The following is a 12,865-nucleotide window of genomic DNA, read 5'->3' on the forward strand; positions in this document are numbered from 1 at the left end:
TGTGGTTGGAAACACCGGCCTGCACTCTCAAAGTCGCAGAATGCCGCGATTCGGCCTCGCCTGGCGCCTGCGATTGAACTTAAATCACAGACTTAGGCTGACAAGCGAAACAACAGTGACTATTTCGTGACCATGACCGATCATTCCGGACATAGCGAGCAGAGCCTGACCGGCGCCACGGAGGCGCGTGGGCTGGAAGTGCTGATCTCGCGAGCGGCGCGGGCCGGCAAGGGACCAGCCCCCGTGGAACGCTGGAATCCGGACTTCTGCGGCGATCTCGATATGGAGATCAAGGCCGACGGAACCTGGTTCTATCTCGGCACGCCGATCGGGCGCATGCCGCTGGTGCAGCTGTTTTCCAGCGTCTTGCGCAAGGACGCCGACGGCAAAACCTATCTGGTGACACCGGTGGAGCGAGTGGGGATCCGCGTCGCCGACGCGCCCTTCGTCGCCGTCGAGATGAACGTGTCGGGGAGAGGCGACGAGCAGGTCATCACCTTCCGCACCAATGTCGGCGACGTCGTCACCGCCGGGCCCGGCCATCCGCTTCGCTTCGTCGACGAGGACGCGACCGGTGGGCTCAAACCCTATGTGCTGGTGCGTGGGAGGCTGGAGGCCTTGGTGGCGCGACCGGTGATGTATGAGCTGGTCGAACATGGCGAAAAGATCGACATCGACGGCAAGGCGATGTTCGCCGTCCGCTCCGGCGGCGAGATCTATCCGATCATGCCGGCCGAAAAACTCGAGCGGCTCAGCGCGTGATGGACCAGGTGTCGCCGGTGCCGTTCTCTATCGCGGATTTCCGCGCCCGTGCCGCGGCGCAGGCAAAGGTGCTGCCGGGCGACGAGTTCGGCGATCACCGCTTCAATCCCGGCCACCCTAGATTGAAGCACATAAAGCCGCTGCGCGACGCCGCGGTGCTGATCCCGGTCATCGATCACGCCGATGGCGCGACCGTGCTGCTTACCAAGCGCGCCGAGCGACTGCGCAGCCATTCCGGCCAGGTGGCTTTTCCCGGCGGCACCATCGATCCGACCGATCCTGGCCCCGAGGCCACCGCGCTGCGCGAGACATTCGAGGAGATCGGCCTCGACCGCGGCCACATCGAAATCATCGGCCGGATGCCCGACTATATCTCGGGCAGCGGCTATCGCATCGTGCCGGTGCTTTCCGTGGTGCGGCCGGGCTTTTCGCTGACGCTCAATGCCGACGAGGTCGACGCCGCCTTCGAAGTGCCGCTGCGCTTCCTGATGGACCCCTTCAACCACGCGCGCGACAGCCGCATGTGGAACGACCTCGAATGGTTCTTCTACGAGATGCCCTATGGCGGACAGCGCATCTGGGGTGTCACCGCCGGCATCATCCGCACGCTCTATGAAAGGCTCTATGCGTGAGCGCCGAGGTGTCTCTTACAGGCCGCGCCGACTGGCTCGGCGAAAAGCATCTGCAGAAGCTGCTTGCCGCGCTGAAGGAGGGCGGCGAGGAGGCGCGCGTGGCCGGCGGGGCGGTGCGCAATGCGCTGATCGGCCAGCCGGTCGCCGATATCGACGTCGCCGCGACGACCCTGCCAGAGGAAACGGTCCGCCGCGCCGAGGCTGCCGGCTTCAAGACGGTGCCGACGGGGATCGAGCATGGCACCGTCACGGCGATCGCTGGCGGCAAGGTCTATGAGGTCACGACGCTCAGGGCCGATATCGAGACCGACGGCCGGCGGGCGAAAGTGACCTTCGGGCGTGACTGGAAACTTGACGCCGAACGGCGCGACTTCACGATCAACGCGCTCTATGCCGAGGCCGACGGGACCGTCGTCGACCTGGTCGGCGGCGTCGCCGACATCGAGGCACGGCGGCTGCGCTTCATCGGCGAGGCGGAAGCGCGTATCCGCGAGGACTATCTGCGCATCCTGCGCTTCTTCCGCTTCTTTGCCTGGTATGGCGACGGCCGGCCCGATGCCGAGGGTCTGAAGGCCTGCGCCAGGCTGAAGGACGGGCTCGGCAGGCTTTCGGCCGAGCGCGTCTGGTCCGAATTGAAGAAGCTGCTTTCGGCACCCGATCCCTCGCGCGCCCTGCTGTGGATGCGCCAGGCCGGCGTTCTCACCGCCGTGCTGCCGGAGAGCGAGAAGTGGGGCATCGACGCCATCCACGGGCTGGTCAGGACCGAAAAGGATCTCGGCTGGGCAGCCGATCCACTGCTCAGACTGGAGGCAATGGTTCCGCCGGATGCCGCGCGCATGAAGATACTTGCCGAAAGGCTGAGATTTTCGACCGGCGAGGGCGAACGGCTCAAGCAATGGGCGCTGACGGCTTCGCCGGAGCCCAAGACCACCGAGACGGAACTTTCGAAAAAGCTCTATTTCGGTGATCGCCAAGGCTTCCTCGATCGGCTGCGGCTCGCTCTCGCCGCCGCGCGGACACGCGCCGTCGAGGACAATCAGGCCATGGTGGAAGCCGGCGGCTTCTCGCGCCTGCTCGGCTTCGCCCTGAAATGGGAAAAGCCGACCTTTCCGATCAAGGGCGCCGACCTGACCGAACTCGGCGCGTCGCCCGGCCCGAAGCTTGGCGCCACGCTGAAAGAACTCGAGAAGGAATGGGCGGATTCCGGCTTCATCCTGGATCGCGGCGCGCTGCTCGAACGCGCCGCGAAGGCTCTCGAGGGTTAAATCGATTGGCCGGTCGATCGGTGCCGGTCAATGGATCGCCACAGGGGCCAGGGCGCGCGATAGGCTTGCCTCGCCCTTACCGTAGACGGCTGGGTTGTAATTGACCAGCGTGTCGGTGCGGGCCGTGTTGAGCAGGTCGTTGGTGATCTGAACCGGTGTCGCGCTGGTGAATTTGCTGCCGATGATCGCGGCGTATCCCGAGATGATGGGCGCAGCGAAGGACGTGCCGTAAAGCCCGGTCTTATTTCCTTCGACGCCGACCACGAGGAAGTGGCTCTGCACGGCGGTGTTGGAGCCGGCATAGTTGGAATACCAGGCAAGCTGAGCCTTGTTGGATGTCGTGCCGTTTGTCGACAGCGCGCCGACAAAGATCGCTGTCGGTTTGCCGATCAGGGCGAGATCGAGATAATCCTGCTGGCCGCCCGTGACGCCGCCGACGGCGACCGAGTCGTTGCCGGCCGCCTTCGAGACGACGGCCGATCCCCAGGTGGCGTAAGAGATGATCGACTTCTCCTCCGGAGCCCACCCGATCTGGTTCACGCTGTAGCCGGCGCTGGCATACATGCCGTAGCTGAGGTTGAGCACGTTCCGACCGCTTGCCAGCGAGACGGCCGAGCCTGTCGAGAAATCCTTGGAGCGTATGGTCGCCGAGGGAGCGATCATGCTGGCTTCCTCGCGCGTCCACTCACCGTGCCGCTGGTATTGCGTGCCGATGCCGAAATTGCCTGAGAAGCGCGATGAACTGCTGAAGTCGTCGACGACGGTGATGGTGACGCCCTGGCCCTTGTAGCCGGCGGCCCATGCGGCGCCGATATCGGGGCTCATCCAGCTCTGTACCGCCTGAGTCGTTGCCTTCACGACCGGGATCTTTGCGCTTACGCATATGGACGCGCCGCCGTGGCACAGCGCAGCCGTCTCTTCCGCGTCGGGAGCTTCCTGCGCTGACGCCATCGATGCCGGCAGAAGGACGAGAGCCGCGGCAATGCCGAATTTCCAGAAATTACCAGACATGGTCTTACTCCCGGTCAGACAGAAAACGAGGATGGCAGGAACGAGAACGGACGGTCGCCAGGTTCGGGAGCAGGAAGATTTCTCATGCACGGCATCCCGGCGATCAGAAAGTAACACGGTAGTTGAGCCACAGGCGCAGCCTTTCGGGTGTAGCGTTAACCAGATATTTCAGCGTTTCCTCAGGCGCCGTCTCGCCGGCCGCGAGCCGGCAGTTGACGCTGTAGGTGCCCAGGTCCCCGTAGTCGGCCACGCAAGGCTTTTCGGTCAGCTTGCCGCCGAAGGTCGAGGTAACAGAAAGGGACAGCGTGCTGTTCAGGCTCGGATGAGTCTGGGTGAGAAAACCGAGTTTGAGGCTCGGCGCTATGCGGTATTTCTCCGCTTGTTCGCCGGTCCCAAAGCCCCACAGAATGCCGCTGTTTTCGGTAAGCTGCGTGAGAAAATCGACATGCATGTCGACCCAATTGGCATGGTACCACCGATTGAACGAGACCCAGCTTCCGTCCTGCAGCTCGTAGCCGCCATTGCCGAGCCCTCTCGCGCGCTCGCTGAGCGGCGAGCCCTGGTGGATATCGACGAGCGACGTGGTCATTTCCTGAGCGGCCGCCGGTGATGCGCCGAGGAACGCGCAAAACAGGAGCGCCGCTGCGCGGGAACCGCTTCGATTGTCGGATCTTTCGCGCATGCGCGAGGCACCTCGTCCCACCAGACCCGGCCAGCGCCAGGTGGCGACGGCTCCTCGCACAGCCGCCTGTGACCGGATCATGCGCGCGACGATCGCATGCATACCGTTACCGCGGGGTTATCTAAGCCGATACGAATATAAGTTTTGCTTGAATTCAGAGAAGCCGACCATCGTTGGCGGCCGGGACGCAAATAGAGCGAGATGCGCCCGAATGCTGCATCCCGCTCGCCGTCCCTGTTGGTGGTCGTTCGAAATCCGCGAAGGGATGCCTCAGGCCGCGTCGCGGACCTTCTGGATGCGGGAGCGGATCGCCTCGATCATGGTCTCGCGGATGATGGTTTCGCCGTGGGTCTCGCGCATGTGCTCGACGGCACGGCGCATGACCTCCGCTTCCTCCTCGGCGCGCGTGTGCCAGTCACAGCCTGGAACGAGTGTCCCGCATTGGAATTCCTTCATGGGTTTTCCTTTCCTCGCTGCGGAGCGGTTCGGCTCTGACCACTCCAGTTATTGTTTTTACGCAATCCCGCATGGAAACCGCTGGGCACTTTCCCTGGAATTGCTCAAGTGGATAACCATAACACATGTCGCCGACTTCGGTTGCATCAAGAGTCGTGCCGTCCGGAGCGGCCGGACGAAGCGCTGAAACCCAAAAAGGCGGAGCAGTGCTGCTCCGCCTCCTTGCTGCTCGATCTTGCTTAGGCCGCGTCGCGCTCAAGCGGATTCAAGCGACACGCTGCAAGTCCTTGTTTCGATGCATGTCGTTCTCCCAAAACCGCTGCGCACTTTGGGCGACATGCATTGATCCGCGCGAGCCATCACTTCATGATCTTGCCAAGGCCGCAGGCCGTCACTTCATGATCTTGACGGCCTCGGCAATCTTGTTCTTGCCGCTCATATCCCAGGAAACGCGAACCTTCTCGCCCGGCTTGATGCCCGGATCCTTGAAGGCCTTCGACAGGGTGAAGGTCGATCCATTGTCCAGAACAAGGCTCATGGCCGTTCCGTCAAAGCTCTTGACCGTGCCCGTGGTGTGCTTGACCGCGGCGAACGCGGCGCCACCGGAGGCGATAAAGGCAGCGGCTGCTGCCGTCACGATAAGCTTGCGCATGGCATGCTCTCCTGGAATGCGGGCACCCGTATGGGAAAGGCGCCCTCTTGATCAGGGCCGTCCGGTCGCGTCGGGTCGCGGCCCATGGGAGACGAACCGCCGGCGCTTCCCGGCCCGGCAACCTTAAATAGATCAATTTTTTCAAAAGGATATTAGACGAAAAAGAAATCGGCGCCGCCACATTGCACGCCAAGATTCGGCGAATGGGACCTCAATGCGGCCAGCGCCTCGCTCACCGGATTGTTACGGCCATTTTACCTCCGGCGGCAGGCTGGAGAGGATCGAGGCGACATTGCCGCCGGTCTTCAGGCCGAAGATGGTGCCGCGATCGTGAAGCAAATTGAATTCGACGTAGCGGCCGCGCCGGATGAGCTGTTCGTCGCGGTCGCCATCGGTCCAGTTCTGGTTGAAATTGCCCCGCACCAGGTGGGAATAGACGACGAGGAAAGAACGCCCGACGTCCTGGACGAAATTGAAGTCGGCGTTCCAGCCGCCCTTATCCTCGCCCGAATGCAGCCAGTCGAAAAAGATGCCGCCGATGCCGCGCGCCTCGTTGCGGTGCGGCAGGAAGAAGTACTCGTCGCACCACGCCTTGAATTTCGGATAGTCGGCCACGGCGGCGTTCTTCTCGCAGGCGAACTGCATGGCGCGATGGAAGGCCAGCGTATCAGGGTCGTCCTGGTTGCGGCGACGGTCGAGCACCGGCGTCAGGTCGGCGCCTCCGCCGAACCAATGGCGCGTGGTCACGACCATGCGCGTGTTCATGTGCACGGCCGGCACGTTGGGATTCCAGGGGTGGGCGATCAGCGAAATGCCGCTCGCCCAGAAGCGCGGATCCTCCTCGGCGCCGGGGATCTGCTTGCGGAATTCGGGAGAGAATTCGCCGTAGACGGTCGATGTGTGCACGCCGACCTTCTCGAAGACGCGGCCGCGCATCATCGACATCGTGCCGCCGCCGCCTTTGCCCTCGTCGCGCTCCCAGGCAGTCTTCTCGAAATGCCCGGGCGACCAGGATGATTGCGGTCCGGTGAGTTCCTGTTCGATCTGCTCGAATGTGGCGCAGATGCGCTCGCGCAGCGCCTCGAACCAGAGGCGGGCCTTCATCTTCTTCTGTTCGATGTCGTCCGGCAGGCCCACCGCAATGTCGGGTCGTTCCAATTCCGTCTCCAGTCCGGGCTTGCTTGCCCGACAAATGACTCGTTTTTTCTGCGCGCGATCCCTAATCTCTTAAAGGGAAGGGTCAAGTCCCGTCTGACCAAGGTGCAAGGGAGTTCCTTCATGCGCACCCCGGCAAGACCGCCGCTGGATGGCTTGAGGAAGAGGCTGGAGCGCTCGCGGGCCGAGCGTGAAGGAGCGCCGCGCGACGGATTCCTGCGCGAGACCTTCGTGCTGCCGCGCCCCGCCGCGCGCCTCAAGGCGAAGGAATGGTTCGAACGCTTCCCCAAGCAGGCCTACTGGACAGAGATCGAAAGCTGGTTCGAACGCCCAGGCGACGTCATAGAATTCACCATGCGGCGGCTGCCGGCGGCGGATTGAGCAAATTGTCAGGGCACCAGCAGCCGTCTGGCTCCAGTGCCCTCCCTGGCCAGCCGGTCTTCCTTGTTTCGGAGCGGACACTTGTCGATCGACATGCAGCCGCAGCCGATACAGTCGGTGAGTCCGTCGCGCAGCTTCTTCAACTGGCTGATCTTGTGATCGAGCCCGTCTCGCCAAGCCGTTGAAAGCAGATTCCAATCCTCGCGAGTCGGCGTTCGGCCCTCGGGCAGCGACCGGAAAGCCGCGGCGATCTCGGCGAGCGAGATGCCGACCTCCTGGGCGACGCGGATGATCGCCACCCGTCTCAGCACGTCGCGGCTATAGCGCCGTTGGTTGCCCGCCGTGCGATGGCTGCGGATCAGTCCGCGCGCCTCGTAGAAGTGGAGCGCCGACACCGCCACGCCGCTGCGCATTGCCACCTGGCCGACCGTCAATTCCCGTACCGGAGCCATCTCGCACTTTCCGCTTGACCTCAAGTTAGGTTGAGCTTGTAGCGAAGAAGCGTTGATCGGGCAAATGCAGGAGAAGGCGATGTGCGCCTGGGTGAGAATGACGGCAGGAGCGGAGGCGATCCGCGCCGGCGAGGAAGGGCTGACGATGCAGGAGCGGTTCATCGTTTCAAGGAAACGCAGAATCGCTCCAGCTTTTTGTTTTGACGCAATTCCGAACGGAAAACCGCTTCGCACTTTTCCTGGAATTGCTTTAGCCGATCTGGCGAAGTGCTTCGCCAGCGACCATCGCGACGGACAAGGCGACGTTGATGCTGCGCGCGCCTTGCCGCATCGGAATGGTCAGTCGCGCGTCCGCCGCCTGGTGAACCTCTTCCGGCGCGCCGGCGGATTCGCGGCCGAACAGAAGAATGTCGCCGGCGGCAAAAGCAAACTCCGTATAGGCGGCCGTGGCCTTGGTGGTGAGCAGCACCAGGCGGCGCGCATTCGTCTGGCGCCATTCCTCGAAGGCGTGCCAGTCGGCATGGCGGGCAAGCGCCGCCATTTCGAGATAGTCCATGCCGGCCCGTTTCAGCGCCCGGTCGGAGAGCGGGAAACCGGCCGGCTCGATGATGTCGACGCCGAGATCAAGGCAGGCGGCGAAGCGCAGGATTGTGCCGGTGTTGCCGGCGATATCCGGCTGGTAGAGCGCGATGCGGAGACGGTCGTTCATTTCCGCATCCTTCTAATAAGTGGCATATCGGCCACAGGCCGCTCCAGCTTTTGGCGATTTCTGGACTGGCGGGTGGCCATTTTCTGCGAAGTCGAGTATAAGCCGCCCATCGTCAACCCGAACCGAAGGAGGGGGACCACATGATGACCATGCACTTCCAGCTCCTTTGCGGGCAGCTCCTCTTCGGGGCTCCAGTATGCCCAGCGGCGGTTTCGGTACGACGATTCTTCTGACACTTTAAGACCTCATCGCGCCGATTCCCGCCGAACCAGTTTTCGGCTTTCGAAGGAATCTTGCGATGTTTTTCAAACTGCCAAAGGGGCGCCGCGCCCCGCCAGACCGTGTCGAGACCGACGCTAGCCGTCGTGTCCGGACCGACGCTTGCTGCCACGTCCCGATCGACACATTTCGCGCCTCCGGCCGAATGCCGGAGGTCGAGTTCGTATCACCCTTTTTAACGCATTTGCACATGGAGGACGGCCCGATGTTCGATCCATTCAGAATACCCGGCTCGAGAAGCCTGCACGAGCGCAAGATGGCGACCTGGGCGCTGCTGATCGGCGAGACCTATTCGTCGGCGGTGCATGCCGAGACGCGCCGGCGGCCGCATCGCGGCATGCTGCCGGATGTCGATTTCTCGCGCGCCGTGCCCGATCCCGGCCTGCCTTCGCTGGTGCGCCGCATCGCGAGGATGTTCCGGCCAGCCGGCAAAACGCGGCCCGGCGACAGCTTTTCGTCGGGAAATTCGGGACCGTCAGGATCCTCTGGCGAGCCTGTCGGCGAAAAGCCCGCGACACCCTATATTGCGCGAAGCAGGGCCGGCGATACGGATGAGTCCGTATCGCCGGCCCGCGGCGCCGCGCGGCCGATGAACCTACCCCATCAATCCCGTGCCGCGTGAGCGCATGGACAGTCGAGTGCCTGGAATGTTCCGCTGGTTTGAAAAGAGGCTCGATCCGTTTCCCGCCGCAGAGCCGGTCGAGCCGCCGAAGACGCTGGTTGCCTTTTGCGTGCACTACACGCGCGGCGTCTGGCCCTACATCGCCGTGGATGCAGTGCTGGTGGCGGCGATCGCCATCACCGAAGTGTGGATGTTCGGTTTCATGGGCCGCATCGTCGACTGGCTGTCGGCGCAGAACCGGGAAACCTTCCTGCAGACCGAGAGCTGGAAGCTGGCCGGCATGGCTTTCATCGTGCTGTTTGCGCTGCCCGGCACGGTCTGGGTGCGTTCGTTGTTCAATCAGCAGACGATGATGGGCAACTACCCGATGCGCATCCGCTGGCAGGTGCATCGCTACCTGCTGAAACAGTCGATGGCTTTCTACCAGGATGAGTTCGCCGGCCGCATCGCCACCAAGCTGATGCAGACCGCGCTCGCCGTGCGCGACTGCGTCATGAAGGTTATAGACGTCCTCAACTACGTCATCGTCTACTTCCTTGGCATGCTGTTCATCGTCGGCTCGGCCGACATGCGGCTGGCCGCACCCTTGGGTGTATGGCTGATCGGCTATATCGCGCTGCTGCGGTATTTTATTCCGCGGCTCGGCAAGGTCGGTGAGGAACAGGCCAATGCACGTTCGACCATGACCGGCCGCGTCGTCGATAGCTATGCCAACATCCAGACGGTGAAGCTGTTCTCCCACGCGCGCCGCGAGGCGGCCTTCGCTCGGGAAGGCATGGCGGGCTTCCTCGATACCGTCTACCGCTCGATGCGCCTGGTGACGGTGCTCTACGGCCTGCTCTACATCCTGAATTCGCTGCTTTTGTTCACCGTCACGGCGATCTCGCTGTGGCTGTGGCTCGCCGATGCGGTGACGATCGGCGCCGTCGCCGTGGTGATAGGCCTGGTGCTCAGGATGTGGGGCATGTCGCAGTGGATCATGTGGGAGATGTCGGGCCTGTTCGAGAACATCGGCACGGTGCAGGACGGCATCCAGTCGATCTCGCTGCCGCGACTGGTCGAGGACAGGCCGGGCGCCAAGGACATCGCCGTCAGCCAGGGCGAGATCCGCTTCGAGGACATCCGCTTCCATTACGGCAAGCAGAAGGGCGTCATCGAGAACCTGTCGCTCGCCGTGCAGCCCGGCGAGAAGGTCGGCATAGTCGGCCGCTCCGGCGCCGGCAAGTCGACGCTGGTCAACCTCTTGCTGCGCTTCTACGACCTGGAAGGCGGCCGGATCCTTATCGACGGCCAGGAGATCGCCGGGGTGAAGCAGGATTCGCTGCGCGCGCAGATCGGCATGGTGACGCAGGACACCTCGCTGCTGCACCGGTCGGTGCGGGAGAACATCCTCTACGGCCGACCCGACGCGACGGACGAAATGCTGCTCGAGGCGGCGCGGCGGGCGGAGGCGCTCGATTTTATCGAAGGGCTTTCGGACCACAACGGCCGCAAGGGTTTCGACGCCCATGTCGGCGACCGGGGCGTCAAATTGTCCGGCGGCCAGCGGCAGCGCATCGCCATTGCCCGCGTTATGCTGAAGGACGCGCCGATCCTCATCCTCGATGAGGCGACGTCGGCGCTCGATTCGGAAGCAGAGGCGGCGATCCAGGAGAACCTCTACAAGTTGATGCAGGGCAAGACCGTGATTGCCATCGCACATCGGCTTTCGACCATCGCTGCGATGGACAGGCTCGTCGTCATGGACAAGGGCCGCGTCATCGAGGAAGGGTCCCACGAGGAGCTCGTCGCCAAGGGCGGGCTTTACGCCCAGCTCTGGCAGCGCCAGTCGGGCGGCTTCCTGCTCGACGACGCGCCTGCCGAGGCCGCCAACGATACGGTCGCCAGTGACCTTACTGCCAAGGGTGAAGCCGCGGAATGATGAAGGCCGTCTATCGCTGGTTCGAAAGCTGGGTCTACCCGTTCCGCGAGCCCGCGAATCTTCGGCCACCTGCCAGCGTCCGCGGCTTTCTTTGGCACTATGTCGGACAGGCGAAGCTCGCCTTCTTCGCCATGCTGATCATCGGCGGCATCGCGCCGCTGGTCGAGGCTGGACTGTTCTACTTCGTCGGGCGACTGGTCGATATCCTCGACCAGCTTCCCGGCGAACGCAGCTGGCACGCGCTTTGGGCCGCCGCCGGGCCAGAGCTTCTGTTCATGGGCGCGGTGGTGCTGATCATACGCACGCTGGTGGTCGGCCTTTCGGCGCTCGTCGACGAGCAGACGATCACGCCGGGCTTCTACAGCCTGGTGCGCTGGCAGGCGCACAGGCATGTCTCGCGCCAGTCCTACGCCTTCTTCCAGAACGATTTCGCCGGGCGCATCGCCACCAAGGTCTGGCAGGCGGGGCAGGCAACCGGCGACCTGATGGAGAGCTTCATCGAAGTCGTCTGGTTCATGATCGTCTACACGGTGACGACGCTGGCGTTGGTAGCTAGTCTCGACCTCCGGCTGGCGGTGCTGGTGGTGACATGGATCGCCGCCTTCGCCTGGCTGGCCAGGCTCTACTTGCCGGCGATCCGCAAACATGCCGAGGCGACCGCCGAGGCCGGCTCGATGATCACCGGCCGAATCGTCGATTCCTATTCCAACGTGCAGACGCTGAAGCTGTTCGCCGCCGACGGCGACGACCGCTATATCCGCAGCGGCTTCGGCATCTATCTCGACGCGCTGCGGCCGTTCACGCGCCGGCTGACCGGCGTGCGCATGGCGCTGACGACGCTTTCGGGCATCATGATCACGTCGATTGCGGTCCTTGCCGTCTATCTCTGGGTGGAAGGCTCGATCACTGTCGGCGCCGTCGCTTTCACGCTTTCTCTCGTCCTGCGGCTCAACATGCTGCTCGGTCGGGTGATGATGCAGCTCAACAGCATCCTCAGGAATCTCGGCGTGCTGGAGAATTCCAAGGCGCTGATCTCGCAGCCGCTCGGCCTGACCGACGCCCCCGGCGCCAAGGAGCTGGTGGTTGCGGGAGGCCGCATCGATCTCAAGAACGTCGCCTTCCACTACGGCAAGGGGGCAGGGGTCCTGGATGGCATCGATCTCGTCGTGCGGCCGGGCGAGAAGGTCGGGCTGGTCGGTCCGTCGGGAGCCGGCAAGACGACTTTAGCCAATCTCATCCTGCGCCTCTACGACCTCGAGGGCGGCAAGATATCGATCGACGGCCAGGATATCGCCGGGGTGACGCAGAATTCGCTGCGCGCCAATATCGGCGTGGTCAGCCAGGATACGGCGCTGTTCCATCGCTCGCTGCGCGACAACATCAAGCTCGGCATGCCGGACGCGACGGATGCCGAGGTGATCGCCGCGGCGCGCAAGGCCGAAGCGCACGACTTCATCATGGGCTTGCGCGACAATCGCCAGCGGGCCGGTTACGAGGCCTATGTCGGCGAGCGCGGCGTCAAGCTCTCCGGCGGCCAGCGCCAGCGCGTGGCGATCGCCCGCCTCTTCCTCAAGGATGCGCCAATCCTCATCCTCGACGAGGCGACCTCGGCGCTCGATTCCGACATCGAGGCGGCGATCCAGGAAAACCTGGTAAGGCTGATGGAGGACAAGACCGTCATCGCCATCGCCCACCGGCTCTCCACCATCGCCGCGCTCGACCGGCTGGTCGTGCTCGACGGCGGCCGCATCGTCGAAGAGGGCACGCATGACGAGCTGGTGGCGCTCGACGGTCTTTATGCGCGGCTCTGGAAGCGGCAGTCCGGCGGCTTCCTGTTCAATGAGGAAAGCGTGCTGGAAGAGACGCGGCCAGCGGAGTAGAACGCA

14 protein-coding genes are annotated in these 12,865 nt (G+C 63.5%); 7 read left to right on the plus strand and 7 right to left on the minus strand.

Annotated elements, in window-relative coordinates:
• Positions 1 to 132: 132 nt before the first annotated feature.
• The 3 genes from QAZ22_RS12830 to QAZ22_RS12840 are packed head-to-tail and all read left to right on the plus strand — an operon-like array spanning position 133 to position 2,659.
• Positions 133 to 762, plus strand: coding sequence for a DUF1285 domain-containing protein (locus QAZ22_RS12830; RefSeq protein WP_278207828.1), 630 nt, complete (start codon positions 133 to 135; stop codon positions 760 to 762).
• A complete protein-coding gene (locus QAZ22_RS12835; RefSeq protein ID WP_278207829.1) occupies positions 762 to 1,394 on the plus strand; it encodes a CoA pyrophosphatase in 633 nt (210 codons plus the stop codon). The genes QAZ22_RS12830 and QAZ22_RS12835 overlap by 1 nt, the downstream gene beginning before the upstream one ends.
• Positions 1,391 to 2,659: a CCA tRNA nucleotidyltransferase gene (locus tag QAZ22_RS12840; RefSeq protein ID WP_278207139.1), complete on the plus strand. Its 1,269-nt coding sequence runs from the start codon at positions 1,391 to 1,393 to the stop codon at positions 2,657 to 2,659. The genes QAZ22_RS12835 and QAZ22_RS12840 overlap by 4 nt, the downstream gene beginning before the upstream one ends.
• A gap of 27 nt (positions 2,660 to 2,686) precedes the next feature.
• Here the strand turns inward: QAZ22_RS12840 and QAZ22_RS12845 are convergent, their stop codons facing one another.
• From QAZ22_RS12845 to hemF, 5 genes are all read right to left on the minus strand, one after another.
• Positions 2,687 to 3,670, minus strand: a complete 984-nt coding sequence (locus QAZ22_RS12845; RefSeq protein WP_278207140.1) for a S8 family serine peptidase — start codon at positions 3,668 to 3,670, stop codon at positions 2,687 to 2,689.
• A 103-nt stretch (positions 3,671 to 3,773) separates the two neighbouring features.
• Positions 3,774 to 4,454: a hypothetical protein gene (locus QAZ22_RS12850; protein ID WP_278207141.1), complete on the minus strand. Its 681-nt coding sequence runs from the start codon at positions 4,452 to 4,454 to the stop codon at positions 3,774 to 3,776.
• A 168-nt stretch (positions 4,455 to 4,622) separates the two neighbouring features.
• Positions 4,623 to 4,808 (minus strand): DUF1059 domain-containing protein, encoded by a 186-nt coding sequence (locus tag QAZ22_RS12855; protein WP_059188453.1) that lies wholly within the window; start codon positions 4,806 to 4,808, stop codon positions 4,623 to 4,625.
• A gap of 391 nt (positions 4,809 to 5,199) precedes the next feature.
• Positions 5,200 to 5,460, minus strand: a complete 261-nt coding sequence (locus QAZ22_RS12860; RefSeq protein ID WP_278207142.1) for a DUF1344 domain-containing protein — start codon at positions 5,458 to 5,460, stop codon at positions 5,200 to 5,202.
• A gap of 243 nt (positions 5,461 to 5,703) precedes the next feature.
• Positions 5,704 to 6,618: an oxygen-dependent coproporphyrinogen oxidase gene (gene hemF, locus QAZ22_RS12865; protein WP_278207143.1), complete on the minus strand. Its 915-nt coding sequence runs from the start codon at positions 6,616 to 6,618 to the stop codon at positions 5,704 to 5,706.
• A gap of 120 nt (positions 6,619 to 6,738) precedes the next feature.
• Between hemF and QAZ22_RS12870 the strand changes: the two genes are divergently transcribed.
• Positions 6,739 to 6,996, plus strand: coding sequence for a hypothetical protein (locus tag QAZ22_RS12870; RefSeq protein WP_278207144.1), 258 nt, complete (start codon positions 6,739 to 6,741; stop codon positions 6,994 to 6,996).
• Between the two features lie 8 nt (positions 6,997 to 7,004).
• Here the strand turns inward: QAZ22_RS12870 and soxR are convergent, their stop codons facing one another.
• Both soxR and QAZ22_RS12880 read right to left on the minus strand, forming a co-directional pair.
• Entirely contained in the window at positions 7,005 to 7,448 is a 444-nt protein-coding gene (gene soxR, locus QAZ22_RS12875; RefSeq protein WP_278207830.1) for a redox-sensitive transcriptional activator SoxR, read from the minus strand.
• Between the two features lie 250 nt (positions 7,449 to 7,698).
• Entirely contained in the window at positions 7,699 to 8,157 is a 459-nt protein-coding gene (locus QAZ22_RS12880) for a tRNA (cytidine(34)-2'-O)-methyltransferase (protein ID WP_278207145.1), read from the minus strand.
• Positions 8,158 to 8,641: 484 nt separating this feature from the next.
• Here QAZ22_RS12880 and QAZ22_RS12885 point away from each other — a divergent pair, with 484 nt between their 5' ends.
• The 3 genes from QAZ22_RS12885 to QAZ22_RS12895 are packed head-to-tail and all read left to right on the plus strand — an operon-like array spanning position 8,642 to position 12,859.
• Entirely contained in the window at positions 8,642 to 9,058 is a 417-nt protein-coding gene (locus tag QAZ22_RS12885; RefSeq protein ID WP_278207146.1) for a hypothetical protein, read from the plus strand.
• 25 nt (positions 9,059 to 9,083) lie between these two features.
• Complete coding sequence (locus tag QAZ22_RS12890) at positions 9,084 to 10,979, plus strand: ABC transporter ATP-binding protein (protein ID WP_278207147.1); 1,896 nt, start codon at positions 9,084 to 9,086, stop codon at positions 10,977 to 10,979.
• Entirely contained in the window at positions 10,976 to 12,859 is a 1,884-nt protein-coding gene (locus tag QAZ22_RS12895; protein WP_278207148.1) for an ABC transporter ATP-binding protein, read from the plus strand. The genes QAZ22_RS12890 and QAZ22_RS12895 overlap by 4 nt, the downstream gene beginning before the upstream one ends.
• Positions 12,860 to 12,865: the final 6 nt, after the last annotated feature.

This window comes from Mesorhizobium sp. WSM4906 (assembly GCF_029674625.1).
In the GTDB taxonomy this organism is placed as follows: Bacteria; Pseudomonadota; Alphaproteobacteria; order Rhizobiales; family Rhizobiaceae; genus Mesorhizobium.

Excerpts from the sequence above, each read along its gene's own strand:
- QAZ22_RS12830 (WP_278207828.1), top strand. The coding sequence starts at position 133 with ATGACCGATCATTCCGGACATAGCGAGCAGAGCCTGACCGGCGCCACG.
- QAZ22_RS12835 (WP_278207829.1), top strand. The coding sequence starts at position 762 with ATGGACCAGGTGTCGCCGGTGCCGTTCTCTATCGCGGATTTCCGCGCC.
- QAZ22_RS12845 (WP_278207140.1), bottom strand. The coding sequence starts at position 3,670 with ATGTCTGGTAATTTCTGGAAATTCGGCATTGCCGCGGCTCTCGTCCTT.
- QAZ22_RS12850 (WP_278207141.1), bottom strand. The coding sequence starts at position 4,454 with ATGCATGCGATCGTCGCGCGCATGATCCGGTCACAGGCGGCTGTGCGA.
- QAZ22_RS12855 (WP_059188453.1), bottom strand. The coding sequence starts at position 4,808 with ATGAAGGAATTCCAATGCGGGACACTCGTTCCAGGCTGTGACTGGCAC.
- QAZ22_RS12860 (WP_278207142.1), bottom strand. The coding sequence starts at position 5,460 with ATGCGCAAGCTTATCGTGACGGCAGCAGCCGCTGCCTTTATCGCCTCC.
- QAZ22_RS12870 (WP_278207144.1), top strand. The coding sequence starts at position 6,739 with ATGCGCACCCCGGCAAGACCGCCGCTGGATGGCTTGAGGAAGAGGCTG.
- soxR (WP_278207830.1), bottom strand. The coding sequence starts at position 7,448 with ATGGCTCCGGTACGGGAATTGACGGTCGGCCAGGTGGCAATGCGCAGC.
- QAZ22_RS12880 (WP_278207145.1), bottom strand. The coding sequence starts at position 8,157 with ATGAACGACCGTCTCCGCATCGCGCTCTACCAGCCGGATATCGCCGGC.
- QAZ22_RS12885 (WP_278207146.1), top strand. The coding sequence starts at position 8,642 with ATGTTCGATCCATTCAGAATACCCGGCTCGAGAAGCCTGCACGAGCGC.
- QAZ22_RS12890 (WP_278207147.1), top strand. The coding sequence starts at position 9,084 with ATGTTCCGCTGGTTTGAAAAGAGGCTCGATCCGTTTCCCGCCGCAGAG.
- QAZ22_RS12895 (WP_278207148.1), top strand. The coding sequence starts at position 10,976 with ATGATGAAGGCCGTCTATCGCTGGTTCGAAAGCTGGGTCTACCCGTTC.